Genomic DNA, 24,609 nt, shown 5'->3' with positions numbered 1-24,609 from the left:
AGGACTTCAGCCCTGACGCTTTGAGATGGGGCGGCGCCAACCGCCCCGTGGAGCAGGAGTACAGAATACCATGGCACGTATTGCGGGTGTCAACATCCCGACCAACAAGCGCGTGATCATCGCGCTCACCTACATCCACGGCATCGGCCGCAAGACCGCCGTCGACATCGCCGACAAGCTAGGCATCGATCACAGCCGCCGCGTGCAGGACCTGTCCGACGCCGAAGTGCTGCAGATCCGCGAAGCCATCGACGCCGACCACACGGTCGAGGGCGACCTGCGCCGCGAAACCGCGATGAACATCAAGCGCCTGATGGACCTGGCCTGCTATCGCGGCCTGCGTCACCGCAAGGGCCTGCCGGTCCGCGGCCAGCGCACGCACACCAATGCGCGCACCCGCAAGGGCAAGGCGAAGCCGATTGCCGGCAAGAAGAAGTAAGAAATAGTCCGGGGGACTATTTCATCTTCTTCTCCGCCGGAGGCAGCCCTACCTGGGCGCAGCCTCCCGGAACACAAGATTTCAGTAGGATAGAGCAAAAATGGCACGCGAACCCCAGCGCATCAAGCGCCGCGAACGCAAGAACATCTCGGCCGGCGTCGCGCACGTCAACGCCAGCTTCAACAACACCATGGTGACCATCACCGACGCCCAGGGCAATGCGATCAGCTGGTCCTCGGCGGGCATGATGGGCTTCAAGGGCAGCCGCAAGTCGACGCCCTATGCCGCGCAGGTCTGCGCCGAAGACGCCGGCCGCAAGGCGGCCGAACATGGCGTGCGCACCCTGGAAGTCGAAGTGAAGGGTCCGGGCTCGGGCCGTGAATCGGCCCTGCGCGCGCTGCAGGCCGTCGGCTTCCACATCACCTCCATCCGCGACGTGACGCCGATCCCGCACAACGGCGTGCGCCCTTCCAAGCGCCGCCGCGTCTAACAACGACGCGCGGCTTGTCGGCGGGCGGCGGACGCGTCGCCCGCTCACCCATCTGCATCGGTCGGAACGTCCTGTCGGGTCAGGATTTTTGAACGTTTCGGCCTCATCCCCAGGGGAAATACATGACTGTCAACATGAAGAACTGGCAGGAATTGAAGAAGCCCAACAGCCTTGAGATCAAGGTCGCGGGCGACGGCAAGCGCAAGGCGACCTTCGTCGCCGAACCTCTGGAGCGCGGCTTCGGCCTGACGCTTGGCAACGCGCTGCGCCGGGTTCTTCTGTCCTCGCTCCAGGGCGCGGCGGTCACCTCGATCAAGATCGAGAACGTCCTCCACGAATTCTCCTCGCTCGCGGGCGTGCGTGAGGACGTCACGGACATCGTCCTCAACATCAAGCAGGTTGCGCTGAAAATGGAAGGCGACGGTCCACGCCGTCTCCAGCTTTCCGCCACCGGCCCCGCCGAAGTGCGCGCGGGCGACATCACCACCGTGGGCGACATCGAAGTGATGAACCCCGACCTGGTGATCTGCCACCTGGACCAGGGCGCGACGCTGAACATGGAACTGACCGCCGACGTCGGCAAGGGCTATGTCCCCGCCGTCGCCAACCGTCCGGCCGACGCCCCGATTGGCCTGATCCCGGTCGACGCGCTCTATTCGCCGGTGCGTCAGGTCGCCTACAAGGTCGACAATACCCGCGTCGGCCAGGAACTGGACTATGACAAGCTGTCGCTGACCGTCGAGACCGACGGCACCGTCACGCCGGAAGACGCGGTGGCCTATGCCGCCCGCATCCTGCAGGACCAGCTCCAGCTGTTCGTCCACTTCGAGGACGCGCTGCCCGTCGCCGCTCCGGCCGCCGGCGCCGCTGCCGGCGGTTCGGCCAGCGAGGGCGAGAGCGACGCGAACCAGATCAACCGCTACCTGCTCAAGAAGGTGGACGAGCTGGAACTGTCGGTCCGCAGCGCCAACTGCCTCAAGAACGACAACATCATCTATATCGGCGATCTGGTCCAGAAGACCGAGGCCGAGATGCTGCGCACCCCCAATTTCGGCCGCAAGTCGCTGAACGAGATCAAGGAAGTGCTGTCGTCCATGGGCCTGCGCCTGGGCATGGACATCCCCGGCTGGCCGCCGGAGAATATCGAGGAAATGGCCAAGAAGCTCGAACAGGAGCTGCTGGGCTGATCCGCCTTCCCTCCGGTTCGCCCGGAGGGATGCTGGACACCGGAAAGCACGGATTCGCGTCCGCTTTGGACGGTGTGAACTTCGCCCCTTTTTAAGGGGCAGGGCAAAGGGGCGGCGGCCCTGAAACGCCGCCTGGTCTGGGGTACCTGAAACGGCCCCTTAACGAACGGAAGGAAAGACATATGCGTCACAAGGTTGGTCATCGTAAGCTGCAGCGCAGCGCCGGGCATCGCAACTCGCTGCTCCGCAACCTCGCCGCCTCGCTCATCAAGCATGAGCAGATCCTGACGACCACGCCCAAGGCGAAGGAACTGCGCCCCTATGTCGAGAAGCTGATCACCCTCGCCAAGAAGGGTGGCCTGTCCAATCGTCGTCTGGCCCATGCCCGCCTGCAGGACGACGCGCAGCTCACCAAGCTGTTCGACGTTCTGGCCGAGCGCTACAAGGACCGCAATGGCGGCTACACCCGCGTGATCAAGGCCGGCATCCGCGCTTCGGACGCAGCGCCGATCGCGATCATCGAACTGGTGGACCGCGACGTCGACGCCAAGGGTCAGGATTCCGGTCCGGTCCAGGGTGCGGACGCCGACGAGCTGGAAGCGGCGTGATCCGCTGACGGCTCGCGCAAGCGGGCAGATGAAGAGGGCCGCGGCTTCCGGAAGGGGGCGCGGCCCTTTTTCTTTTTTGGGGCGTGGATATGCGGGGCGTTGAGCCATTCGGTTGGCCCCCACCCCCTGCCATCCCCTGAAGGGCGGGGAGATAGGAAATATTCTTTGTTTTCTTGCCTTTCCGCGCCATGAAACGCCAGAGAATGGGAATGGGAATGGGAATTCGGGGGGATCGGATGCGGGCCTTTGGCTGCTTTGCTTTGGCGGCGCTGTTGTTCGCGGCGCTCCCAGCGCAGGCGGAGCCGGATGCGGCGGTCGCTGGCGCTTCAGGACTGCGCTATCCCGCCGCCAAAAGGCTGGACCTGGTGGAGGATCATTTCGGGGTCAAGGTGACCGATCCCTATCGCTGGCTGGAAAACGACCTGCGCAGCGATCCCGCCGTCCGCGACTGGGTGGGACAGGAAAACCGCCTCACGCGCCGCCATATCGACGGGCTGCCGGGTCGCGAGGCGCTCAAGAAACGCATGCAGGCGCTGTTCGCCCATGGCCGCTACACCATCCCGCGCAAGGCGGGCGGGCGCTATTTCTACGGCTATAACAAGGGGCTCCAGAACCAGACGCCGCTCTATGTGCGCGACGGCCTGAACGGTGCGCAGCGGCTGCTGATCGACCCGAATGACTGGGCGGAGGACGGGTCGGACGCGCTGGCGGAATGGGCGCCCTCCCCCGACGGCCGGTTCCTGCTCTATGCCGTGCAGGAGGCCGGGAGCGACTGGCGCACGCTGAAGGTTCTGGACGTCGCCACCGCCCGGCCGCTCGACGATGTCGTGCAATGGGTGAAATTCTCCCAGCTTGCCTGGGACGGGCAAGGACAGGGTTTCTTCTATTCGCGCTTCGCCGCGCCGCAGGAAGGCGCCGGCCTGCAATCCTCCACAGTGGGGCAGGAACTTCATTATCACCGCCTCGGCACGCCGCAGGCGCAGGATCAGCTTATCTACGCGACTCCGGACCAGCCGCGCCTCAGCCACACCGCGCAGGTGACGCAGGACGGGCGCTGGCTGGTCATCAGCAGCTTCCAGGGCACCGACCCGCGCCGCGAACTGCATCTGGCCGAACTGACCGGCGGCAAGGTGAAGGTCCGCCCGCTGGTGAAGGGCATGACCAACGACTGGCGGCTGATCGGCAGCCGCGGGCCGACGCTCTATTTCATCACCGACCAATATGCCCCGCATCTGCGCGTCGTCAGCATCGACGCCCGCTTCCCCCGGCGCGGCGCCAGGCAGGTGGTGGCGGAGCGCATGGACACGCTGGCGGGCGGGTCGCTGGTCGGGGACCGGCTGATCCTGGCCTATCTGTCCGATGCGGAAAGCGTGGCGGAGCTGATCGACCTCAACGGGCGAAAGGTCAGCGACGTGCCGCTGCCCGGCCTGGGCACGGCGGCCGGTTTCGGCGGGCGCGACGGCGATCCGGAAACCTTCTTCAGCTTTTCGGGCTTCACCACGCCGTCGAGCATCTACCGCTTCGACACGGCGACGCTGCGTTACGAGCTGTTCGCGCGGCCGGAGCTGCCCTTCAATCCCGACGATTACGGCATAGAGCAGGTCAGCTATCCGTCGAAGGACGGCACGATGATCCCGATGACGGTGATCCGAAAGAAGGCGCTGGCCCTTTCCAAAGCGCCCGCGCCCACCATCCTCTATGGCTATGGCGGCTTCAACATCGCACTGACGCCCGGCTATTCGGCTACGCGCATGGCGTGGCTGGAGCAGGGCGGCGTCTATGCCATCGCCAATCTGCGCGGCGGCGGCGAGTTCGGCAAGGCATGGCACGATGCGGGGCGGCTCGCCAACAAGCAGAATGTGTTCGACGATTTCATCGCGGCGGCCGAATATCTGAAGGCCAATGGCTATACGACGAAGGACGGCCTTGCCATCGAGGGGCGGTCCAATGGCGGGTTGCTGGTCGGCGCGGTGGTGAACCAGCGGCCAGATCTGTTCGCCGCCGCCCTGCCCGCCGTGGGCGTGATGGACATGCTGCGCTTCGACCGTTTCACCGCCGGCCGCTACTGGATCGACGACTATGGATCGCCCGACCGGGAGGAGGATTTCCGCCTGCTCTACGCCTATTCGCCCTATCACAACATCGCGGGCGGGAAGGAGTATCCGGCGATCCTCGTCACCACGGGCGACACCGACGACCGGGTGGTGCCGGCGCACAGCTTCAAATATGCCGCGGCCTTGCAGGCGGCGGAACTGGGGCCGAAGCCCCGCCTGATCCGGATCGACACCAAGGCCGGGCATGGGGCGGGCAAGCCGGTGGACAAGCTGATCGACGAATATGCCGACAGCTATGCCTTTGCGGCCTATTATACCGGGCTGAAACTGGACGCGCAGCCGCGATAGCCGGGCAGCAGGGCGGGCGCTTACCGGTTCGGGAGCGGATGCGTCCATGGCCGCCGGTGGCGGCGCACTCGCGTTCAGGCCTCCGACAGCCATGATCGCCTAGCCATCGGCAAATTTCGGCTGAGGGACGAGGGTCATGAACAAGATGAGGTGGATGACGGGATCGCTGATCGCGACGGCCCTGCTGGCGGGCGGCGTCGCGTCGGCGCAGGCCTATCAGCCGCGGCAAGGCGTGCCGCAGGAACAGGATGACCTGTCGGACGAAGCGCAGCCGCCCGCCGATGACGCCGCCCCGGACGACCGAGCGAGCCCTACGCGCGCCGACGAGGATTTTTCCGATGTCGTGGCGGCGGATCAGGACCATGCCGGCGCCCGATCCCCTGACAGCGACGGCGGGCGGGGCGATCTGGCGGAGGCGCCCGCCGACCGGGATGGCGAGGATGCGATCACCTATTGCGCCCTCGCCGCCCGCGACGAGGCCGAGCGGGAGGGCGGCTACGCCGAGGTGCGGCAGGTGCAGGAGCCCCGCGAGACCCGCAACGGCTATGATGTGGAGGGCGATGTCGAGGTCCGGTCCGGCTGGCGGGCGCAGGATGGACGGTCGCGCCACTTCACCTGTTCGGTGCAGAATGGCCGGATCGCGGACCTTTATTTCCGGCGGGATCGCGCCGCCCGATAGGCGCTCGGTCCGCCGCATCGCGGCCACGCTTTGCCCTATCCTGTTTTACGTCAATCCATTAGCATCGGCGCGAATCAGGGGAGTCAGGGGTGGCCGCGTTCCTTTTCGCGACCGAGAATGTCGTTTTCGTCTCAGCGATCGTCCTGATGCTGCTCATCGGGGCGGTGCAGGCCATCGGCATCGCGGGCGACTTCGATCTCGACATTGACGGCGATGCGGACCTGCTGGGCTGGCTGGGCGTCGGTCGCCTGCCGCTGTTGATGCTGCTGGCGATATTCCTGGCGCTGTTCGGCATGATCGGGCTGATCGGGCAGCATCTGCTGCTCGATCTGACCGGTGCGATGCTGCCGCCGCTGATCGCCGCACCCGCCGCCCTGATCGCCAGCCTGCCTGCGACCGGCCTTGCCGCGCGATGGCTTGCCCCCCTGCTTCCCCGCGACCAGAGCAGCGCCGTTCCGCTGGACGCGCTGATGGTGCGAGGGTCAGCGCATGCGCGGATATGATGCTTCCCGCCACATGCTGGCCATCGGACTGGCGGCGCAGGCGGGGTTCATCGATGCGCTGGGATTCCTGAAGCTGGGCGGGCTGTTCGTTTCCTTCATGAGCGGCAATTCCACCCGGCTGGGCGTGGGGCTGGCCAAGGGCGCAGCGGTCGCCGGGATGGCGGCGGGACTGGTCGGGGCCTTTGTCGGCGGCGTGCTGGCCGGTGCGCTGGTCGCGCGCCGGGCGGGCCGCTGGCGCAAGCAGGCGGTGCTGGGCCTTGCGACCGCGCTGCTGTTCTGCGCCGCGTTGCTGGCCCTGCCGGACCGGCCGGGCTCCGGGCTGACGCTGCTGATGGCGGCGGCGATGGGCGCGGTGAACAACGTCTTCCAGCGCGACGGCGAAGTCAGCATCGGCGTCACCTATATGACCGGCGCGCTGGTGAAGCTGGGCCAGCAACTGGCGGTGGCGCTGACCGGCGGGCCGCGATGGAACTGGCTGCCCTATCTGCTGCTGTGGCTGGGGCTGGTGGCGGGCGCGGTGGCGGGGGGTGCCCTCTTCGCGCTGATGGGCCTGCATGCGCTGTGGGTCGCCCTGGCCTTTTCCGGGCTGTTGCTGCTGTGGAGCGGCCGCCTGGGACCGTTGGACTTGGCATGACCGGGCGCAGCGCCTAGAGCCCTTTGCAAGCAGAAGGAATCATCTGCCGGCTCGAAAAACGCGGTAAAACATCAGGCTGTGGCATTCGATCCGATGCAGTCGGCTCGGAACAAGCTCTGTCCCGATCGACACCCAGGAGTCCATCATGTCACCGCGCCCATCCCATCGCCGCAAGGCCGCGATCGCCTTCATATTGGTGACGGCGCTGCTCGACGTGATGTCGATGGGGATCGTCATCCCGGTGCTGCCGCAACTGGTCGAGACGCTGTCGGGTTCCGGCAGGGCGGCGGGGATGTGGAACGGGTTGTTCGTCGCGCTGTGGGCCGGGATGCAGTTCCTCTGTTCGCCGGTCATCGGATCGCTGTCCGACCGGTTCGGGCGGCGACCGGTGATCCTGGTCTCGGTCGCGGGACTCGCGCTCGATTTCCTGCTGATGGCGATCGCGCCCAATCTGTGGTGGCTGGCGGTGGGGCGGATGCTGGGGGGCGTGACGTCGTCCAGCTTCACCTCCACCTTCGCCTATATGGCCGACATCACCCCGCCCGAAGACCGGGCGCGGGGTTATGGGCTGATCGGGGCGGCGTTCAGCGGCGGCTTCGTCGCCGGGCCGCTGCTGGGCGGGGTGCTGGGGGAGATTTCGCTGCGGGCGCCCTTCTGGGCGGCGGCGGGGCTGTCGGGGCTGGCCTTTTTCTACGGGCTGTTCGTGCTGCCGGAATCGCTGGCCACCGACAAGCGGATGGATTTTTCGTGGAGGCGGGCCAATCCGTTCGGGGCGCTGCGGCTGCTGCGGTCGCATCCCGAGCTGTCGAGCCTGGCGGTGGTCAATTTCCTGCTTTATTTCGCGCATCACCTCTTCTCCGCCGTGTTCGTGCTTTATGCGGGGGACCGCTATGGCTGGGGGGCGTGGCAGGTGGGGACGCTGCTGGCGCTGGTGGGCCTGATGGACATGGGCGTGCAGGGAATATTGGTCGGGCCGGTGGTGAAGCGGCTGGGCGACCGCACAACCATGGTGATCGGGCTTGGCTTCGGCGCGGTCGGGATTTTCGCGATGGGGCTGGCGCCGACCGGCTGGCTGTTCGTCGCGGCGATGTTCCCCAACGCGCTCTGGGGCCTTGCCATGCCGACCATCCAGTCGCTGATGACGCAGCGCGTGTCGGAATCCGAACAGGGCCAGTTGCAGGGCGCGAACAACAGCGTCGGCTCCATCGCGGGCATCGTGTCGCCGCTGTTCTTCGGCACGGTCTATTCCCTGTCGGTGGGCGCGAAGCCGCTGCTGCCCTTCATCGGCAGCGCCTTCCTGATCGCCGCGGCGGTGCTGGCGGGCGGGGCCGTGCTGGGATGGGCGGCGGGGCGGCGCGAGGACGCGGCTTCGCTGGACAAGGGGGCGCAAGCGCACTAACCGGGCGCGAATCCCTTCCTCTGGACATATAAAGGCGATTCGATGACGCTGCCCCTTCAGGATTCCATCCTTATCGTGGATTTCGGCAGCCAGGTGACGCAGCTCATCGCCCGGCGGGTGCGCGAGGCGGGCGTCTATTCCGAGATCGCGCCGTTCAACAGCGCCGCCGAAGCCTTCGAACGGCTGAAGCCCAAGGGCATCATCCTTTCCGGCGGCCCCTCCTCCGTCATGTGGGAGGACAGCCCCCGCGCGCCCCAGCATTTCTTCGAGGCGGGCATTCCGATCCTGGGCATATGCTACGGCCAGCAGACGATGATGCAGCAGCTTGGCGGCCATGTCGAAGGCGGCGAGAGCGGCGAGTTCGGCCGCGCCTTTATCGAGGTGAAGAAGGGCTGCGCGCTGTTCGACGGCCTCTGGACGGAGGGCGAGCGCCATCAGGTCTGGATGAGCCATGGCGACAAGGTGACGCGGCTCGCCCCCGGTTTCGAGGTGGTGGCGGTCAGCGAGGGCGCGCCCTATGCGATCACGGCGAATGAGGAAAAGCGTTTCTACGCGACGCAATTCCACCCCGAGGTCGTGCATACGCCGGATGGCGCGAAGCTGCTCGCCAATTTCGTGCGCCATGTCTGCGGCCTCAAGGGCGACTGGACCATGGCGGAATTCCGCGCGACCAAGATCGCGGACATCCGGGCGCAGGTGGGCGAAGGCCGGGTGATCTGCGGTCTGTCCGGCGGCGTCGACAGTGCCGTCGCGGCGGTGCTGATCCATGAGGCGATCGGCGATCAGTTGACCTGCGTGTTCGTCGACCATGGCCTGATGCGGCTGGGCGAGGCGGAGCAGGTGGTGAGCCTGTTCCGCGAGCATTATGGCATCAAGCTGGTCCATGTGAATGCCGAGGAACGCTTCCTGGGCGGGCTGGCGGGCCTGACCGACCCCGAGAAGAAGCGGAAATTCATCGGCGGCGAGTTCATCGCCGTGTTCGAGGAGGAAGCGAAGAAGATCGGCGGGGCGGACTTCCTGGCGCAGGGGACGCTCTATCCGGACGTGATCGAGTCCGTGTCCTTCACCGGCGGGCCTTCGGTGACGATCAAGTCGCACCATAATGTCGGCGGCCTGCCCGAGCGCATGAACATGAAGCTGGTCGAACCCTTGCGCGAACTGTTCAAGGACGAGGTGCGCGTGCTGGGCCGCGAACTGGGGCTGCCGGAGATTTTCGTCGGGCGGCACCCCTTCCCCGGTCCCGGCCTCGCCATCCGCATTCCGGGCGAAGTGTCGAAGGAGCGCTGCGACATTCTGCGCAAGGCCGACGCCATCTATCTGGAGGAAATCCGGAGCGCCGGGCTGTACGATGCGATCTGGCAGGCCTTCGCCGTGCTGCTGCCCGTCCGCACCGTGGGCGTGATGGGCGATCACCGCACCTATGACAGCGTGTGCGCCCTGCGGGCGGTGACGTCGACCGACGGCATGACGGCGGACATCTATCCCTTCGACGCCGCCTTCCTGAGCCGGGTGGCGACGCGGATCATCAATGAGGTGAAGGGCATCAACCGGGTGGTTTACGACTACACCTCCAAGCCGCCGGGGACGATCGAGTGGGAGTAAAGCCGTGCGGCGCCGGAGCGGTTGCAGAGCGCCGGGGAAATAGATGCAACTGCGCCTGCGAAGGGCGGAGCCAGTCCAAGCGTCGCCGTTTTAGCGCACCGTCAGGACTGGGCTCCCGCCTTGGCAGGAGCGCGTCGCCCTATAAGCGAAGCCGCGCCCTGCCGGTCGCCTTCTTCCTTCAAATCTCATATTCCGGGCGCCATTTCGGGTTGAGATAAGCGGGTTCGGGAAGGTCCGGCTGGCGTTGGCGCATTTCATCGCACAGCCGCTTCACCGTTGCGCTGCCGGTGCGGGTGAAGAAAGCCGGGACCAGCCCGTGGATCATGCAGGCAAGCCCCGCCCGCACCATCAGGAAGCCGAAGCGCGTCGCCACCTCCAAATGCTCGCCATAGCTTTCATTGACCTCTCTGGGATGCTTCAGGAACAGGCGGTCGATCATGTCTGCTCGCTCATGGCCATGGGAAAGCGGCATTCTAATACATAAGCGGGCCGAAGCAGAGGGCCGATTGCACGGAACTTGACCCCCCACCCCGAAAACCGGCATGTCCACCGGCATGAGCGAACGCGATCCTCTCGGCCATCCCGTCTATCGGAACATGCCCACCACCATCTTCGAGAAAATGTCCGGCCGCGCGCGGGAGACCGGTGCGATCAACCTGGGGCAGGGCTTTCCCGACGCCCAGGGGCCGGAAGAGATACTCCGCGCCGCCGCCGACGCGCTGCTGACCCGGTCCAACCAATATCCGCCCATGGCGGGCCTTGCCGAACTGCGCGAGGCGGTGGCGGCGCATTATGCGCGGCATCAGGGGCTGGACCTGTCGCCGCAGGAGGTGATCGTCACCTCCGGCGCGACGGAGGCGATCGCGGCCAGCCTGCTGGCGCTGGTCCGGCCCGGCGACGAGGTGCTGGTGCTGGCGCCGCTCTACGACGCCTATCTGCCGCTGATCGAGCGGGCGGGCGGGGCGGCGCGGGTGCTGCGGCTCACCCCGCCCGAATGGCGGATCGGGCGGCAGGCGCTGGCGGCGGCGGTCACGCCAAAAACCCGGTTCCTGCTGATGAACAATCCGGTGAACCCGACGGGCATCGCCCTGCGCGAAGAGGAACTGGCGCTGCTGGCCGAATTTTGCGTGGAAAACGACCTGATCGCCATTTGCGACGAGGTGTGGGAGCATATCGCCTATGACGGCATCGCCCACAAGCCGCTGATCGGCTTTCCCGGCATGCGGGATCGGACGGTGAAGATCGGGTCGGCGGGCAAGATCTTCTCCGTCACCGGATGGAAGGTCGGATGGATGTGCGCCGCCCCGCCGCTGGCGACGCTGCTTGCCCGCGCGCACCAGTTCATCACCTTCACCACCCCGCCCCATCTGCAATGGGCGGTGGCCGAGGGGCTGGCCAAGCCGGAAAGCTGGTTCGACGCGATGCGCGCCGCCTATCAGGCTTCGCGCGATCGCCTCGTCGCCGGGCTGCGCGGGGCAGGCTATGTCGTCAATTCCAGCACGGCGACATGGTTCGTGACCGTCGACCTGCCCGCTTCCGGCATCGACATGGACGACGTCGCCTTTTGCGAGCGGATCATCGACGAAGCGGGCGTGGCGGCGATCCCGATTTCCGCCTTCTATCCCGCAGAGCCGGTGACGCATCTCGTCCGCCTGTGCTTTTCCAAGGCGGATGAAATATTGGACGAGGCGGTGGCGCGGCTGGCGGCTTTCCGAACGTCCCTGACCTGAAACGCCTGGCCGGCGGATGCCGCATGCCGCTTGCGGCGGTGACGTCATGCGGCTAGGTTCACCTTTCGTTCTGCAAAGGGGCATATATGGACAGCCTTGCCGCCATTCTCATCATTGTCGCTCTGGTCGCGGGGCTGGCGATCGGCTGGCTGGCGCGGGGCCGGTCCGTGGCGCCGCTGCTGACGGAAAAGGCCGATCTGGCGGGCAAGCTGGACATGGCGGCGGCCCAGCGCAACGCCGCGATCCAGGAACTGGTGGTGGCGCAGGAGCGCGCGGCGCAGGCGGCGGATCTGGCGCAGAAGCTGGAGGCGGAGCGCACGGCGCGCGAAGCGGCGGCGCGGGAACTGGCGGCCTTGCGATCCGACACGCAGGCGCGGGCGGAAGCCTTCGAAGCGCAGATCGCGGCGCTCAAAGATGCGAAGGAGCAGCTTTCGGCCCAGTTCAGCGAAATTGGCGGCAAGCTGCTGCACCAGGCGCAGAGCCATTTCCTGGAACGCGCCGACCAGCGCATGATGCAGGCGCATGAGAAGAGTGAGGCGCAGCTGAGGCAATTGCTGCATCCGGTCAACGAGACGATCCAGCGTTACGACCAGAAGATCACCCAGATCGAGCAGCAGCGGACGGAGGCCTATGGCATACTGCGCGGCGAGATCGAATCGATGAAGTCGGGGCAGGAGGCGGTGCGGGCCGAGGCGCAGCGGCTGGTCGATTCGCTGCGCCATGCGCCCAAGGCGCGGGGCCGCTGGGGCGAGCAGCAATTGCGCAATGTCCTGGAGACATGCGGCCTTTCCGAGCATGTGGATTTCCGGACCGAGGTGAGCGTGGAGGGCGAGGACGGCCGGCTGCGCCCCGACGCGATCCTGCGCGTGCCGGGCGGGCGGGCGCTGGTGATTGACGCCAAGGTGTCGTTGAATGCCTATCAGGACGCCTATGGCGCGGAGGGCGAGGAGGAGAGGAAGCGGCTCCTGTCCGCCCATGCGGCTGCGATGCGCGCGCATGTCGAGACGCTGGGGCGGAAAAGCTATGCCGACCAGTTCGACGAAGCGCCCGATTATGTGATCATGTTCGTGCCCGGCGAACATTTCCTCTCCGCCGCGCTGGAGCATGATCCGCAGCTTTGGGACCATGCCTTCGGGAAGCGGGTGCTGCTGGCCACGCCGACCAATCTCATCGCCATTGCCCGGACCGTCGCGGCGGTTTGGCGGCAGGAGAAGATGGCGGATGAGGCCAAGCGGATCGGCATGCTGGGCAAGGAGCTTTACGAGCGGCTGGCCGGAGCGGCGGCGTCCCTCAAGAAGCTGGGCAATCGGCTGAACGGGGCCGTTGCGGATTATAACAGCTTCGTCGGCAGCTTCGAGGGTCGCGTGCTGGTGACGGGCCGCAAGCTGCGCGACCTGAATATCGAGACGGGGGGCAAGGAACTGGAAGAACTGGAGCCCGTGGAGGCGCTGGTTCGCGAACCGTCCTCGGCTGAGGCCGTGCGGGCTTTGCCGGAGGCGCTGCCGGATGCGGCGGAGTAGATTTCCTGCGCATGAGGTTAGGAGGCTAATTATTTTGGGATGAAGCGGGATTCGGGAACTGGGCTGCTGCCGTCTCAGCAGCACGAACCGAAGTAGGCCTGTTTGTCGCTCGATCTATTTATTAGCTGGCTAAGCATCATGCCCGCTCGGCAGGAAATTTGCTCCCCGCCCCGCCAAATGGCATGGGCGAATCATGAAACGCATCGGCCTTCTCGGCGGCTCCTTCAATCCGGCGCATGACGGGCATCGGGACATTTCCCGGTTCGCGATCCACGCCTTGCGGCTGGATGAAGTCTGGTGGCTGGTTTCGCCGGGCAATCCGCTGAAGCCCCGGGCCGGCATGGCGCCCCTCCCCGCCCGTCTCGCCCACGCCCGAAAAGTCGCGCGGCGCAACCTCATCCGGCCCACGGCCATAGAAACGCAGCTGCGCACCCGCTACACCATCGACACGGTGAAGGCCTTGCGAAGGCGCTATCCGCGCCACCGGTTCCTTTGGCTGATGGGGGCGGACAATCTCGCGCAATTCGGCCAGTGGAGGGACTGGCGCGGCATAGCCCGGATTATGCCCATTGCCGTGATCGCCCGGCCCGGCTATGATGAGGCCGCCCGTGGCTCACCGGCCATGGGCTGGCTGCGGCGCTTCGTCCGGCCCGCACGCCAGAGTGCAGCATGGACGGATTGGAGACCGCCGGCGCTTGTGCTTCTGCGCTTTCGCCCTGATCCAAGATCGGCGACCCTGCTGCGGCAGGCAGACCCCCTCTGGCATCGCGAATATGAACACAAACGCGTGCGCGACCCGCTCACGCGCCGGTTGATTGTCTAGAATGGAGCATCTTTGACCAGACCGCATCCCGCCAACGACACGGCTCATAATGCCGACAGCGTTGCCGCCCTGCATGACCTTGTCTTGAAGTCGCTTGACGACGACCAGGCGCAGGAAACCATCTCCATCCCCCTTGAAGGCAAAAGCAGCATCGCCGATCACATGGTGATCGCCAGCGGGCGTTCGTCCCGTCAGGTGGCGTCGATGGCGCAGAAGCTGGCTGAGCGGATCAAGCAGGCGACCGGGCGCTCCGCCCGCATAGAGGGCCTGCCCGTGGCCGATTGGGTGTTGATCGATGCCGGCGACGTGATCGTCCATCTGTTCCGGCCGGAGGTGCGCAGCTTCTACAATCTGGAGCGGATGTGGGGCTTCGTCGACGCGCCGGTGGCGGGAACCGCCTGACCCGCCGCTTCGACAAGCGCGTCCCGCCTTGTTAGAGCGCGCTGCGTTCCATCGGGCGCAGGTCGCGCGCCCTAATTTTCGTCGTCGCATCATTAAGCGGAAACCGGTTCCCACTTTTCTGCACGATTTTTCTGCACGATGCTCTAAGGGGGCAGACCATGCTCCTCCACATCATCGCGCGCGGAAAGATCGGGCGCTCGCCCGAGGCGGAACTGGTCGACCGTTATGCGAAGCGGCTGACCATGCCGTTCAGGATCACCGAACTGCCCGATCGGGGCGGCAAGCTGCCGCCGGCCCCGCCGGGCACCGTCACCGTCATGCTGGACGAAAAGGGCCGGCAGCTCAGTTCCATCGATTTCGCCCGCCGCATCGAGGGGTGGCGCGATTCCGGCAAGCGCGAATGCCGCTTCCTGATCGGCGCGGCGGACGGCTTCGACGATGCGGATCGGCACAATGCGGACCTGCTGATCGCCTTTGGCGCGATGACATGGCCCCATATGATGGCCCGCGCCATGCTGGCCGAGCAATTGTGGCGGGCCTGCTCGATCCTGGCCGGGCATCCCTATCATCGCGAAGGGTAGGGTCTGAAGTTTCTCCTGCTCTGAACAGGGAGCGCAAGAGCCGGGTTGCTGCCTGCGCAGGAACCTGTGGGAATGGAGGTTCTTTCATTCCGCCGGAACACAGCCTAGTCAGGGACGGTCGGCGCCGAACCGCGGAACCGGCAGGGGGTTTTAGTTGAAACGGACGGCGATCATCGCGGCCTTTCTTGCCGGCGCGGCAGCGCTCGCCGGATCGCGCCTGCCCGCCGCCGAGGGGCAGGCCATCATCCTGACCGGCACTGGCGGCACCAGCCTCAGCGAGGAACAGGCCGCCCTGAAGGCCGCGCGCCGCCAGTCGGAGGAAGCGCGGTCGCGCTCCGAACGGCTGGAACGGCAGGCCGCCGCCGCCCGCAACGAAGCCGACCAGGCCCGCCGCCGCGCCGCCGCCATGGCCGCCCGCATCCAGCAGGCGGAGGCGGACATACAGGCCGCGCAGGCCCGCATCGCCATCGTCGCCCGGCTCCAGCGCGCACAGGCCGTTCGCCTGGCCGCGAGGCAGGAGCCGGTCGTCCGCTTGACCGCCGCCTTGCAGATGATGGCGCAGCGGCCGCTGGCGCTGGCGCTGGTCCAGCCGGGATCGATCGACGACGCCATCCATATGCGCGCCGTGCTGGGGCAGGTGCTGCCCGTCATCCGGGAGCGGACCGCCGGCCTGCGCGCGGAACTGGAGCGCAGCCGCGCCCTGCGCGCGACGGCCGAGCAGGCGGCGGATTCGCTTGCGCAAAGCCAGCGGGACCTGAAGCAGCGGCAGGCGGCCCTGCAAAGGCTGGAAACGCAGAAGCGGCTGGCAGCGCAGGATTACAGGGCCAATGCCGATCTGGAAAGCGACCGCGCGCTTGCCCTTGGCGAGCGGGCGCGCGACATCGTCGACCTGATGGACAGGCTGGAGGAGGCGGGCGACCTGCGCGACCGGCTGGCTGCCCTGCCCGGTCCCCTGCTGCGCCCCGCCCGGCCCGATCAGGCGCGCGCGTCCGCACCGGCCCGTCCGCGCAGCCCTGGCGCGCCGCCGCCCTATCGCCTGCCGGTCGTCGGCCAGCTGGTGACGGGCATGGGCGAAGTGTCGGAAGGCGGCGTCCGCTCACGCGGCCTGACCATCGCCACGCGCCCCGATGCTCTGGCCGTGGCGCCGACGGCCGGTCGCGTCGTCTTTGCCGGCCCCTATCGCGGCTATGGGCAGATCGTCATCATCGACCATGGCGGCGGCTGGACGACGCTGATCACCGGCCTGCTGCGCCTCAACGCCGCCGTGGGGGATGTGGTGCGGCAAGGCGATCCGCTCGGCAATGCCGGGCCCGGGCGGCCCAGCATCACCGTCGAACTGCGACGGAACGGCCGCCCTGTCGACATCGTGCCGCTGGTGGGCGCTGACTGATCCGTCGCGCAAGTCGGGAGGTGATCCCCTGTCCCGGAATGGCGGCGCCAGAGCGCGCTGCGTTAAATCGGACGCAGGCCGCGCACTCCCACGGGACAAGCGGCTCGTGGGAACGGGGTGCAAGGATGCCAGCGGCGTGCGATGCTTAATCGCGGCGCAGCGGATCGAGCGCGCTCGACTTGCGGGCTCGGGTCGCTGCCGGGGACTGGACTGACGGGGATAGGGCGGATGCGCGCGGCGGCAGGGATGGGCCGCCCGCCATCTCCTCCAGCGCGGCGATGCGCTTTTCCGTTGCCGGGTGGGTGGAGAAAAGCTCGCTGACATACACCGGCACGATATAGAGCTGGGCCGCGGCGGGATTGCGTTCGGCCACCGGATTGGGAATCGCCTCCGCACGGCCGGAAATCTTGGCGAGGGCGGAGGCGAGCGCGCGGGGATTGCCGCTGATCTCCGCGCCGGCGCGGTCGGCGCCATATTCGCGCGTGCGGCTGATCGCCATCTGCACGATCATCGCGGCGAAAGGCGCGACGATCACCGCCAGCAGCGTCGCGGCGACATTGCCATGGCCGTTGTCATGATTGCCGCCGCGGAAGAACAGGCCGAAATTGGCGAGCATGGAGATCGCGCCCGCAATGGTCGCCACCATCGTCATGATCAGCGTGTCGCGGTTGCGAACATGGCCCAGTTCATGCGCCATCACGCCCGCCACTTCGTCCCGGCTGAGCATCGACAGCAGGCCGGTGGTGGCGGCTACGGCCGCATGCTTCGGGTCGCGGCCCGTCGCGAAGGCATTGGGGTGCGGCTCATCGATCAGATAGACGCGCGGCATGGGGAGATCGGCGCGGCGGGCGAGGTCCGCGACGAGGCTGTAGAATTCGGGCGCGCTCCGCGCATCCACCTCCCGCGCATGATGCATCGACAGCACGATCCTGTCGGCGTTCCAGAAGGTGAACAGGTTCATGCCCGCCGCCACCAGCAGCGCGATCGCCGCGCCGCCGCCGCCGCCCAGCGTGTAGCCCAATGCCATGAACAGCGCCGTCAGCGCCGACAGCAGCATCACCGTCTTCATCCCACTCACTTGCGAAAGTCTCCTTTACGGCCCAGATAGCGGCCTTACTCTGAATATGGGGCGCCCTGAATATGGGGTGGCGATGACGCCCCCGCAATCGAAAGGATGGACCGATGGGAACCTTCAACGGCAAGCGCCCCGCGCATGTGAAGCCGCCCGCGCACCTTTCCAAGAGCCCGCCGGTGCCGCAGCCCGACCCGATCGACAGTCCCTCCCGCCATGACGAGTTATTGAGCCCCGTTCGCTACGGCGACTGGGAACGCAAGGGAATCGCTATCGATTTCTGATCCGGCCGCGAAAGACGGTTAACGGTTCATCGCTGTTTGGGCACAGTTGGCGATGGCCTGTGCCGCGGATGCGGGCGGCACCGAACGCCCCCCTAGCCTTTTGCGCTGCAAAACGGGCAGGCTTTTATCCGAGCGGAAAGCATAACATACCGGGGCGCGGATGAAGTGAACGTGGTTGCCGAAGTCAATGTGAGGTCAGTGTCGGATTACGCGCCGGAGGATGCGGCGCTTCTGTGTGCAGTGGGTCGTCTGGTCTGTGCCTGGACGATGCTGGAACAGAGCCTGGAGGCGAAGATCGCGATGATGCGGGAAGCCATGGGGGATGTGCGGACCGTGGGTGCCCGGACCCGTCCGGGCATGACGAAGCTGATGACCGAACTGCGGACCATGGTGTCGATGCGGGACAGGCGCAATGCCGGCGCATTGACGGAAATAGCGGATATCGAGCGCGACATGCAGAGGATCGACCGGTTCCGGTCGCTCATCATCGGCGGCTTTCAGCAGCCCGCGCCCGGCGGCTTCACATGCCGCGATGCGCGGAACAATCAGACGCATGTCTCGCTTGAGCAACTGGAAGCGGAAATTGCTTCCCTCGAAAGGGTGGCGCAGCGCCTGCTGGCTGTTTGAACGGGTTAAGTAATCTTCCACGCTTGATCTTTATGCGGCGGAGGGCGAAGCCTTCATTCCGCGCGCGAGCCAAGAAACAGGAGCCTCATGTCCTACAAACCGATTCGCAAAGCCGTTTTCCCTGTCGCGGGTCTTGGCACGCGCTTTCTTCCGGCGACCAAGTCGGTGCCCAAGGAATTGCTGCCGGTGGTCGACCGTCCGCTGATCCAATATGCGGTGGACGAAGCGCGGGAGGCGGGGATCGAGCAGATGATCTTCGTGACCGGCCGCGGCAAGGGCGCGATCGAGGATTATTTCGACATGGCCTTCGAGGCCGAGGCGACGCAGCGCGAGCGGGGCAAGGACCTGTCCGCGCTGGACGGCACGCGGCTGTCGCCGGGCAATGCGGTGTTCCTGCGCCAGCAGGAGCCGCTGGGCCTGGGCCACGCCATCTGGTGTGCGCGGGACATTGTCGGCGATGAGCCTTTCGCGATCCTGCTGCCCGACGAATTCATGAAGGGCGCGCCGGGCCGGGGATGCCTGAAGCAGATGGTCGATGCCTATGACAGGGTCGGCGGCAATCTGGTCTGCGCGCTGGAAGTGCCGATGGCCGACACGCCGAGCTATGGCGTGATCGATCCGGGCCAGCGCGACGGCGCGCTGACCGAGGTGAAGGGACTGGTGGAAAAGCCCGCGCCGGGCACGGCGCCGTCCAACCTGATCCTGCCGGGCCGCTATATCCTCCAGCCCGAAGTGATGAAGATCCTGGAGACGCAGGAGAAGGGCGCCGGCGGCGAGATTCAGCTTACCGATGCGATGGCGTCGATGATCGGCACCCAGCCCTTCCATGGCGTGACCTTCGATGGACGCCGCTTCGACTGCGGATCGAAGGCAGGATATATCGAGGCGAACCTCGCCCTCGCGCTGGACCGCGAGGATATGGGCGAGCATATCCGCAAGTTCGCATTGGCCGAACTGGGCGTCAGCGGGATCGCCGCCGCGGCCTGACAGGGCGATGGAGAGGAAAGGCGTGGCCGGCCGCTACGCCTTTCCCGTTTCTGCGGCGCGCGGCAACAGCGCCGGGCGGTCTTGCCTCTGCCGCCGATTCATCCTATGGGCCCCTGCGTCATCTGGGGAGTAGCCAGCCGTTCCCGAGGGAGCGGGCCGTTCGTCAACATATTTGGCCGAGAGGCCATGGCGGGCGGGATGCGGGAGACCTTCAACGTCCTTCCGCATCGGGCGAGACCAATGGCATCATCTTCTCCGTCCAGCCGGGCGGGAGGGGATGGTGGCATTGCGTCTTCACCTTCGCCCGGCCCGGACAGACCCTGATGGAAGCATTTCTCACCTCCACCGCCCTCGTCGCGCTCGCGGAAATGGGGGACAAGACGCAATTGCTGGCGATGCTGCTCGCCACCCGCTTTCGCAAGCCGGCGCCCATCATAGCGGGCATATTCGCCGCCACCCTGGCCAATCATTTCCTCGCCGCGCTGGTGGGCCATTCGGTCGCCGGCGTGCTGACGGAGCCATGGTTCCACTATGCCGTCGCCGCCAGCTTCGTCGCGATGGCCGCGTGGACGCTGATCCCCGACAGGATCGACGAGGATGAGCCGGCGCGCGCGCCGTCGAAGGCGGGGGTATTCCTGACCACGCTGGTCGCCTTCTTCCTGGTGGAGATGGGGGACAAGACGCAGGTGGCGACGGTGATGCTGGGCGCGCGGTTCGACAATGTGCTGGCGGTCACCGCGGGCACGACGCTGGGCATGATGATCGCCAACGTGCCCGCCGTGCTGTTCGGCGAGGTGCTGGCGAAGAAGGTGCCGATGCGCGCGCTCCAGATCGGGGCGGCCCTGCTGTTCCTGGGCCTGGGCCTGTGGATGATTGCTGATTTGCGGGGCTGGATCGGGTAAAGCAGTTGTCAGCGGGCCGCGGCTGTTGCAAGGGGATGGCGGAAAGCCATTCCTTATCGGATGACAGGGGATGCGCAGAGTCATTCCCTTTGAACAGACAGGCATGGGACGCGTGATGAAGGACAGTCTGGTTACGGTGTTCGGCGGCGGCGGCTTTGTGGGGCGGCAGGTCGCCCAGGCGCTGATGGCGCGCGGCGCCCGGGTGCGCGTGGCGCAGCGCGATCTGTCGACCGCCGTGCGCGTCAAGCCGCTGGGCGCCCTTGGCCAGACGCAGTTCGTCGCGGCGGACATCCGCAAGCCCGAAAGCGTCGCCCGCGCCATTGCCGGCAGCGACATCGTCATCAATCTGGTGGGGGTGCTCTCCGGCGATTTCCAGGGTTCGCACCATGACGGCGCGGCGAACGTCGCCAGGGCGGCGGCGGACGCGGGCGTCCAGGCGCTCGTCCACATCTCCGCCATCGGCGCGGATGCGCAGAGCCCCTCCGCCTATGGCCGGTCGAAGGCCGAGGGCGAGGCGGCGGTCAAGGCCGCCTTCCCCAATGCGACCATCCTGCGCCCCTCGATCATTTTCGGACCGGAGGACCGGTTCCTCAATCGCTTTGCGGAGATCGTCCGCATCGCCCCGGTGGTGCCGGTGATCGCCGCCGACACCCGGTTCCAGCCGGTCTATGTCGCGGACGTGGCGCAGGCCGTCGCCAACGCCGCCGAAAATCCCGGCGAGCATGGCGGCAAGACCTATGAACTGGGCGGGCCGCAGACCTATACGATGCGGGAACTCAACGCCTGGATCGCCAGGACCATCGGCCGCGATCGCAGCCTGTGCGCCGTTCCCGCTTCGGTCGCCTCGCTGATCGCCATGCTGCCGGGCGGACCGATCACGCGGGACCAGTTGTCCATGCTGGCCAAGGACAATGTCGTCGCGCCCGGCGCGGACGGGCTGGCCGAACTGGGCGTCGCGCCCACGCCGATGCCGGCCGTCGCGGAGAAATGGCTGGTCCGCTACCGCAAGCATGGCCGTTTCGCGGGCCGGGTTCAGGCCTGATCGGCCGGAATCCGATCAGCCGGACCGACACCGGGCCGCGACGGGCCGTCTTGCGCGGGCCATTCGCTTCTGCACAATGGGCGCAACGCACCCAACGCCCTCTCCCGCCCCGGGGGAGGGTTTCCCTTTGTTCGCCCCATAAGGACTGCATCCCTCCATGGACCTGCATTATCTGACAGTCATCCTGCTTGGCGTCGTCGAGGGGTTGACCGAGTTCCTGCCCGTATCCTCGACCGGCCACCTGATCCTGGCGAGCGAATTGCTGGGTTATGACGCGTCCACCTGGGCGATGTTCAACGTCATCATCCAGTTGGGCGCGATCCTGGCGGTGGTGGTGCTGTACTGGCGCACATTCTGGGCGGTGGGCATGGGCCTGCTGCGCAAGGAGCCGACGAGCTGGCGTTTCCTGCGCAATCTGCTGGTCGCCTTCATTCCGGCGGCGGTGATCGGCCTTGCCCTGCATAATCATATCGAGGAACTGCTGGGCGCGCCGCGGGTCGTCGCCTGGGCGCTGATCGTCGGCGGCGTGGCGATCCTGGCGATCGAGCGAATGGTGAAGGAAAACCGGTTCCACGGCATAGCCGACATTCCCTTCGTGCGGGTGGTGGGCATCGGCTTCATCCAGTGCTTGGCCATGATCCCAGGCGTCAGCCGGTCGGGCGCGACGATCATGGGCGCGCTGACGCTGGGGGTGGAGCGGCGCACGGCGGCGGAGTTCAGCTTCTTCCTCGCCATCCCGACCATGCTGGGCGCGTCCGCGCTGGAACTGCTGAAGAATGGCGACAAGATCACCTCCGGCGCGGTAGGATGGGACAGCATTGCGCTGGGATTCGTGGTGTCCTTCATCGTCGCCGTGCTGGTCATCAAATGGTTTGTGGGGCTGGTGTCGCGCCATGGGTTCGCGCCGTTCGCCTGGTACCGAATCGTCGCGGGAATAGCCGCCCTGCTGTGGCTTTCCATGCGATAAGACCGAAACGGACCTATTTAACGCAAGATTATTTCAGGAGCGGAGAAGTTCCGGAGGCATTTCCCGGAAAATAGGTCAATCATACTGACATAATCTGTAGAATCCGCGTGACTCTGCGGGTTTTTCTGCTATGCGCTCCCTGCAAATTCATTTCAGGGACTCATCATGGCAGACAATCCAATGCTGAAATTCGTGGGAACGGGCCAAGCCTATCCCGAGAAGCGTTCGGCCGACGATCGCGCCGACGATTTTCTGGAAATCAGCCGCAGCTTCATATTGGATCGGGCGGAGGAACAGGCGTCGCGCTGCTCGCAATGCGGCGTGCCCTATTGCTCGACCCATTGCCCGTTGCACAACCATATCCCCGACTGGCTGCGCCTGACCGCCGAAGGGCGGCTGCGCGAAGCCTATGAACTCAGCAACCTGACCAGCACCATGCCGGAAATCTGCGGCCGCATCTGCCCGCAGGACCGTCTGTGCGAAGGCAATTGCGTCATCGAATTTTCGGGTCACGGTTCCGTCACCATCGGTTCGGTCGAAAAGTTCATCACCGACACCGCCTGGAAGGAAGGCTGGGTCGAACCGCTGGTCCCCGGCGCGCCCACCGGCCAGTCGGTCGGCGTGATCGGCGCGGGTCCGGCGGGTCTGACGACCGCCGAATATCTGCGGGTCGCAGGCTATGAGGTGCATGTCTATGACCGGCACGACCGGGCGGGCGGGCTGCTGACCTATGGCATTCCCGGCTTCAAGCTGGAGAAGGATGTGGTCATGCGCCGCATCCAGCGGCTGAAGGACGGCGGCATCGTCTTCCACGAAAGCTTCGAGGTCGGCCGCGACGCGACCATGGAGGAGCTGCGCGGCCGCCATGACGCCATCCTGATCGCGACCGGCGTGTACAAGCCGCGCGACATCAAGGCGCCGGGCGTCGGCGCGCCGGGCGTGGTCAAGGCGCTCGACTTCCTGATCGCCTCCAACAAGGCCGGTTTCGGCGACGCCGTGCCGGAACATGAGGACGGTTCGCTGCACGCCAATGGCAAGAAGGTCGTCGTCATCGGCGGCGGCGATACGGCCATGGACTGCGTCCGCACCGCCGTGCGTCAGGGCGCGACTTCGGTGAAGTGCCTCTATCGCCGCGACCGCGACAATATGCCCGGATCGCAGCGCGAGGTCGCCAATGCCGAGGAAGAGGGCGTTGAATTCGTCTGGCTTTCCGCGCCCATCGCCTTTGAAGGCACGGAGCATGTGACCGGTGTCAAGGTCACGAAGATGCGCCTTGGCCAGCCCGACGCATCGGGCCGCCGCGCGCCGGAACCCGATCCCGGCACGGAGCACACGCTGGAAGCGGACCTCGTCATCAAGGCGCTGGGTTACGATCCGGAGGAACTGCCCAGGCTGTTCGGCGCGGAAGACCTGTCCGTCACACGCTGGGGCACGCTGCGCGTCGATCACAAGACGATGATGACCAGCATGGACGGCGTGTTCGCGGCGGGCGACATCGTGCGCGGCGCTTCGCTGGTGGTCTGGGCGATCCGCGACGGCCGCGACGTGACCGAACATATGCACCGCTACCTGAAGGCGAAGGCCAAGGCGGCGGCCGGGGAAAGGCAGGCGGCCTGATGCGCGCCGCCCTCCTCCTCCTGCTGGCGACGCCGATCGCGGCTGACGCGCAGACCCCGGTTCAGGCGGCAGCCGTCCAGTCTGTCGATCCGGCACTGCTGACCAAGGCTCAGCCGATTGCCGCCGTCATCCTGCCCAACGGCACCATGGAAAAGATGATGGGGCCGATGATGCAGAAGATGATGGGACCGATGATGGACGGCATGACCAGGATGCCGATCCGCGAGTTCCTGAAGGTCGGCGGCCTCGACCCGGAACGGGCGGAACATCTGGGTGAAGGCACGATCGAGGAAATGATGGCGATCATCGATCCCAATTTCCGCAAGCGGATGGACGTGATCGTCAACAGCATGATGCCGGCCATGGGTCGTTTCATGGGACGTTATGAACCGGACATGCGGGAAGGCATGGCGGAAGCGTTCGCCCATCGCTACAGCGCGGCCGAGCTTGATCAGATCGGTGCGTTCCTGAAAACGCCCGTCGGCGCCAAGTTCGGCGCGGGCTTCATGGAGCTGGCCGCCGACCCGCATTATATCGGGCGGATGCAGAAGATCATGCCTGAAATGATGCAGGCCATGCCGGAGATCATGAAATCCTCCACGGCGGAACTCGCCAAGCTGCCCAAGCCGCGAACCTATAATGATCTGACGAAGGCTGAACGCGAGCGTCTCACCGCATTGCTCGGCGCGGACGCCAAGAAAGCCCACTGACAAAAGCGCCGG

At 66.2% G+C, this 24,609-nt stretch carries 26 protein-coding genes and 1 riboswitch; of the genes, 24 read left to right on the top strand and 2 right to left on the bottom strand.

The window, feature by feature from the left end; all coding sequences use genetic code 11:
• Window positions 1-70 precede the first annotated feature (70 nt).
• The 10 genes from rpsM to guaA all read left to right on the top strand — a co-directional run bounded on the left by rpsM (window position 71) and on the right by guaA (window position 9,943).
• Window positions 71-439, top strand: coding sequence for a 30S ribosomal protein S13 (gene rpsM, locus EGM87_RS15935; protein WP_025552414.1), 369 nt, complete (start codon window positions 71-73; stop codon window positions 437-439).
• Window positions 440-539: 100 nt separating this feature from the next.
• Complete coding sequence (gene rpsK / locus EGM87_RS15930; protein ID WP_004208752.1) at window positions 540-929, top strand: 30S ribosomal protein S11; 390 nt, start codon at window positions 540-542, stop codon at window positions 927-929.
• 122 nt (window positions 930-1,051) lie between these two features.
• Window positions 1,052-2,116 carry a DNA-directed RNA polymerase subunit alpha gene (locus EGM87_RS15925; protein WP_044661278.1) on the top strand — a complete coding sequence of 355 codons (1,065 nt, stop codon included), beginning with the start codon at window positions 1,052-1,054 and terminating at the stop codon, window positions 2,114-2,116.
• Window positions 2,117-2,298: 182 nt separating this feature from the next.
• The gene (gene rplQ / locus EGM87_RS15920; protein WP_044661277.1) at window positions 2,299-2,724 is read left to right on the top strand and encodes a 50S ribosomal protein L17; all 426 of its coding nucleotides are present in this window, start codon (window positions 2,299-2,301) and stop codon (window positions 2,722-2,724) included.
• Window positions 2,725-2,933: 209 nt separating this feature from the next.
• A complete protein-coding gene (locus EGM87_RS15915) occupies window positions 2,934-5,126 on the top strand; it encodes a prolyl oligopeptidase family serine peptidase (protein WP_503345416.1) in 2,193 nt (730 codons plus the stop codon).
• A gap of 136 nt (window positions 5,127-5,262) precedes the next feature.
• Window positions 5,263-5,805, top strand: coding sequence for a hypothetical protein (locus EGM87_RS15910; protein ID WP_137709594.1), 543 nt, complete (start codon window positions 5,263-5,265; stop codon window positions 5,803-5,805).
• A gap of 89 nt (window positions 5,806-5,894) precedes the next feature.
• Entirely contained in the window at window positions 5,895-6,308 is a 414-nt protein-coding gene (locus EGM87_RS15905) for an OB-fold-containig protein (RefSeq protein WP_253719090.1), read from the top strand.
• Window positions 6,295-6,942, top strand: coding sequence for a YoaK family protein (locus tag EGM87_RS15900; RefSeq protein WP_137709595.1), 648 nt, complete (start codon window positions 6,295-6,297; stop codon window positions 6,940-6,942). The genes EGM87_RS15905 and EGM87_RS15900 overlap by 14 nt, the downstream gene beginning before the upstream one ends.
• A gap of 145 nt (window positions 6,943-7,087) precedes the next feature.
• Window positions 7,088-8,341, top strand: coding sequence for a TCR/Tet family MFS transporter (locus EGM87_RS15895; protein ID WP_137709596.1), 1,254 nt, complete (start codon window positions 7,088-7,090; stop codon window positions 8,339-8,341).
• Window positions 8,342-8,383: 42 nt separating this feature from the next.
• Entirely contained in the window at window positions 8,384-9,943 is a 1,560-nt protein-coding gene (gene guaA, locus EGM87_RS15890) for a glutamine-hydrolyzing GMP synthase (RefSeq protein ID WP_044661270.1), read from the top strand.
• Window positions 9,944-10,121: 178 nt separating this feature from the next.
• On the opposite strand, the gene EGM87_RS15885 is transcribed toward guaA, so the two are convergent.
• On the bottom strand, window positions 10,122-10,382 hold the full coding sequence (locus EGM87_RS15885; protein WP_137709597.1) for a DUF6356 family protein: 261 nt from the start codon (window positions 10,380-10,382) through the stop codon (window positions 10,122-10,124).
• 103 nt (window positions 10,383-10,485) lie between these two features.
• Here EGM87_RS15885 and EGM87_RS15880 point away from each other — a divergent pair, with 103 nt between their 5' ends.
• From EGM87_RS15880 to EGM87_RS15855, 6 genes are all read left to right on the top strand, one after another.
• Complete coding sequence (locus tag EGM87_RS15880; protein ID WP_137709598.1) at window positions 10,486-11,673, top strand: aminotransferase; 1,188 nt, start codon at window positions 10,486-10,488, stop codon at window positions 11,671-11,673.
• A gap of 86 nt (window positions 11,674-11,759) precedes the next feature.
• Window positions 11,760-13,193, top strand: a complete 1,434-nt coding sequence (locus tag EGM87_RS15875; RefSeq protein ID WP_048577402.1) for a DNA recombination protein RmuC — start codon at window positions 11,760-11,762, stop codon at window positions 13,191-13,193.
• Between the two features lie 190 nt (window positions 13,194-13,383).
• Window positions 13,384-14,016: a nicotinate-nucleotide adenylyltransferase gene (locus tag EGM87_RS15870; protein ID WP_255309038.1), complete on the top strand. Its 633-nt coding sequence runs from the start codon at window positions 13,384-13,386 to the stop codon at window positions 14,014-14,016.
• Between the two features lie 12 nt (window positions 14,017-14,028).
• A complete protein-coding gene (gene rsfS, locus EGM87_RS15865) occupies window positions 14,029-14,418 on the top strand; it encodes a ribosome silencing factor (RefSeq protein ID WP_044661265.1) in 390 nt (129 codons plus the stop codon).
• A gap of 158 nt (window positions 14,419-14,576) precedes the next feature.
• Window positions 14,577-14,999 (top strand): 23S rRNA (pseudouridine(1915)-N(3))-methyltransferase RlmH, encoded by a 423-nt coding sequence (locus EGM87_RS15860; protein WP_061939557.1) that lies wholly within the window; start codon window positions 14,577-14,579, stop codon window positions 14,997-14,999.
• Window positions 15,000-15,153: 154 nt separating this feature from the next.
• Complete coding sequence (locus tag EGM87_RS15855) at window positions 15,154-16,389, top strand: murein hydrolase activator EnvC family protein (RefSeq protein ID WP_137709599.1); 1,236 nt, start codon at window positions 15,154-15,156, stop codon at window positions 16,387-16,389.
• Window positions 16,390-16,534: 145 nt separating this feature from the next.
• Here EGM87_RS15855 and htpX read toward each other — a convergent pair whose 3' ends face one another.
• Window positions 16,535-17,467, bottom strand: a complete 933-nt coding sequence (gene htpX, locus EGM87_RS15850; protein ID WP_171010011.1) for a zinc metalloprotease HtpX — start codon at window positions 17,465-17,467, stop codon at window positions 16,535-16,537.
• 104 nt (window positions 17,468-17,571) lie between these two features.
• Between htpX and EGM87_RS15845 the strand changes: the two genes are divergently transcribed.
• The 8 genes from EGM87_RS15845 to EGM87_RS15810 all read left to right on the top strand — a co-directional run bounded on the left by EGM87_RS15845 (window position 17,572) and on the right by EGM87_RS15810 (window position 24,597).
• Window positions 17,572-17,745: a DUF1674 domain-containing protein gene (locus EGM87_RS15845; protein ID WP_064485884.1), complete on the top strand. Its 174-nt coding sequence runs from the start codon at window positions 17,572-17,574 to the stop codon at window positions 17,743-17,745.
• A gap of 198 nt (window positions 17,746-17,943) precedes the next feature.
• Window positions 17,944-18,372 carry a hypothetical protein gene (locus tag EGM87_RS15840; RefSeq protein WP_025549941.1) on the top strand — a complete coding sequence of 143 codons (429 nt, stop codon included), beginning with the start codon at window positions 17,944-17,946 and terminating at the stop codon, window positions 18,370-18,372.
• Between the two features lie 87 nt (window positions 18,373-18,459).
• Window positions 18,460-19,359 carry a UTP--glucose-1-phosphate uridylyltransferase gene (locus EGM87_RS15835; RefSeq protein ID WP_025549942.1) on the top strand — a complete coding sequence of 300 codons (900 nt, stop codon included), beginning with the start codon at window positions 18,460-18,462 and terminating at the stop codon, window positions 19,357-19,359.
• A gap of 111 nt (window positions 19,360-19,470) precedes the next feature.
• Window positions 19,471-19,588, top strand: a riboswitch (yybP-ykoY riboswitch).
• 94 nt (window positions 19,589-19,682) lie between these two features.
• Window positions 19,683-20,261 (top strand): TMEM165/GDT1 family protein, encoded by a 579-nt coding sequence (locus EGM87_RS15830; RefSeq protein ID WP_137709600.1) that lies wholly within the window; start codon window positions 19,683-19,685, stop codon window positions 20,259-20,261.
• Window positions 20,262-20,364: 103 nt separating this feature from the next.
• Complete coding sequence (locus tag EGM87_RS15825) at window positions 20,365-21,303, top strand: complex I NDUFA9 subunit family protein (RefSeq protein WP_137709601.1); 939 nt, start codon at window positions 20,365-20,367, stop codon at window positions 21,301-21,303.
• Between the two features lie 157 nt (window positions 21,304-21,460).
• Complete coding sequence (locus EGM87_RS15820; protein WP_137709602.1) at window positions 21,461-22,270, top strand: undecaprenyl-diphosphate phosphatase; 810 nt, start codon at window positions 21,461-21,463, stop codon at window positions 22,268-22,270.
• A 165-nt stretch (window positions 22,271-22,435) separates the two neighbouring features.
• A complete protein-coding gene (locus tag EGM87_RS15815; protein WP_025549946.1) occupies window positions 22,436-23,887 on the top strand; it encodes an NAD(P)-dependent oxidoreductase in 1,452 nt (483 codons plus the stop codon).
• On the top strand, window positions 23,887-24,597 hold the full coding sequence (locus tag EGM87_RS15810) for a DUF2059 domain-containing protein (protein ID WP_137709603.1): 711 nt from the start codon (window positions 23,887-23,889) through the stop codon (window positions 24,595-24,597). The genes EGM87_RS15815 and EGM87_RS15810 overlap by 1 nt, the downstream gene beginning before the upstream one ends.
• Window positions 24,598-24,609 lie beyond the last annotated feature (12 nt).

Origin of the sequence: Sphingobium sp. RSMS (assembly GCF_005406185.4) — a bacterium.
Classification (GTDB): domain Bacteria; phylum Pseudomonadota; class Alphaproteobacteria; order Sphingomonadales; family Sphingomonadaceae; genus Sphingobium; species Sphingobium fuliginis.
This window is presented reverse-complemented; position numbering and strand designations above follow the sequence as displayed.

Excerpts from the sequence above, each read along its gene's own strand:
- rpsM (WP_025552414.1), top strand. The coding sequence starts at position 71 with ATGGCACGTATTGCGGGTGTCAACATCCCGACCAACAAGCGCGTGATC.
- rpsK (WP_004208752.1), top strand. The coding sequence starts at position 540 with ATGGCACGCGAACCCCAGCGCATCAAGCGCCGCGAACGCAAGAACATC.
- EGM87_RS15925 (WP_044661278.1), top strand. The coding sequence starts at position 1,052 with ATGACTGTCAACATGAAGAACTGGCAGGAATTGAAGAAGCCCAACAGC.
- rplQ (WP_044661277.1), top strand. The coding sequence starts at position 2,299 with ATGCGTCACAAGGTTGGTCATCGTAAGCTGCAGCGCAGCGCCGGGCAT.
- EGM87_RS15915 (WP_503345416.1), top strand. The coding sequence starts at position 2,934 with ATGGGAATGGGAATTCGGGGGGATCGGATGCGGGCCTTTGGCTGCTTT.
- EGM87_RS15910 (WP_137709594.1), top strand. The coding sequence starts at position 5,263 with ATGAACAAGATGAGGTGGATGACGGGATCGCTGATCGCGACGGCCCTG.
- EGM87_RS15900 (WP_137709595.1), top strand. The coding sequence starts at position 6,295 with ATGCGCGGATATGATGCTTCCCGCCACATGCTGGCCATCGGACTGGCG.
- EGM87_RS15895 (WP_137709596.1), top strand. The coding sequence starts at position 7,088 with ATGTCACCGCGCCCATCCCATCGCCGCAAGGCCGCGATCGCCTTCATA.
- guaA (WP_044661270.1), top strand. The coding sequence starts at position 8,384 with ATGACGCTGCCCCTTCAGGATTCCATCCTTATCGTGGATTTCGGCAGC.
- EGM87_RS15885 (WP_137709597.1), bottom strand. The coding sequence starts at position 10,382 with ATGATCGACCGCCTGTTCCTGAAGCATCCCAGAGAGGTCAATGAAAGC.
- EGM87_RS15880 (WP_137709598.1), top strand. The coding sequence starts at position 10,486 with ATGTCCACCGGCATGAGCGAACGCGATCCTCTCGGCCATCCCGTCTAT.
- EGM87_RS15875 (WP_048577402.1), top strand. The coding sequence starts at position 11,760 with ATGGACAGCCTTGCCGCCATTCTCATCATTGTCGCTCTGGTCGCGGGG.
- EGM87_RS15860 (WP_061939557.1), top strand. The coding sequence starts at position 14,577 with ATGCTCCTCCACATCATCGCGCGCGGAAAGATCGGGCGCTCGCCCGAG.
- EGM87_RS15845 (WP_064485884.1), top strand. The coding sequence starts at position 17,572 with ATGGGAACCTTCAACGGCAAGCGCCCCGCGCATGTGAAGCCGCCCGCG.
- EGM87_RS15835 (WP_025549942.1), top strand. The coding sequence starts at position 18,460 with ATGTCCTACAAACCGATTCGCAAAGCCGTTTTCCCTGTCGCGGGTCTT.
- EGM87_RS15830 (WP_137709600.1), top strand. The coding sequence starts at position 19,683 with ATGGAAGCATTTCTCACCTCCACCGCCCTCGTCGCGCTCGCGGAAATG.
- EGM87_RS15825 (WP_137709601.1), top strand. The coding sequence starts at position 20,365 with ATGGGACGCGTGATGAAGGACAGTCTGGTTACGGTGTTCGGCGGCGGC.
- EGM87_RS15820 (WP_137709602.1), top strand. The coding sequence starts at position 21,461 with ATGGACCTGCATTATCTGACAGTCATCCTGCTTGGCGTCGTCGAGGGG.
- EGM87_RS15815 (WP_025549946.1), top strand. The coding sequence starts at position 22,436 with ATGGCAGACAATCCAATGCTGAAATTCGTGGGAACGGGCCAAGCCTAT.
- EGM87_RS15810 (WP_137709603.1), top strand. The coding sequence starts at position 23,887 with ATGCGCGCCGCCCTCCTCCTCCTGCTGGCGACGCCGATCGCGGCTGAC.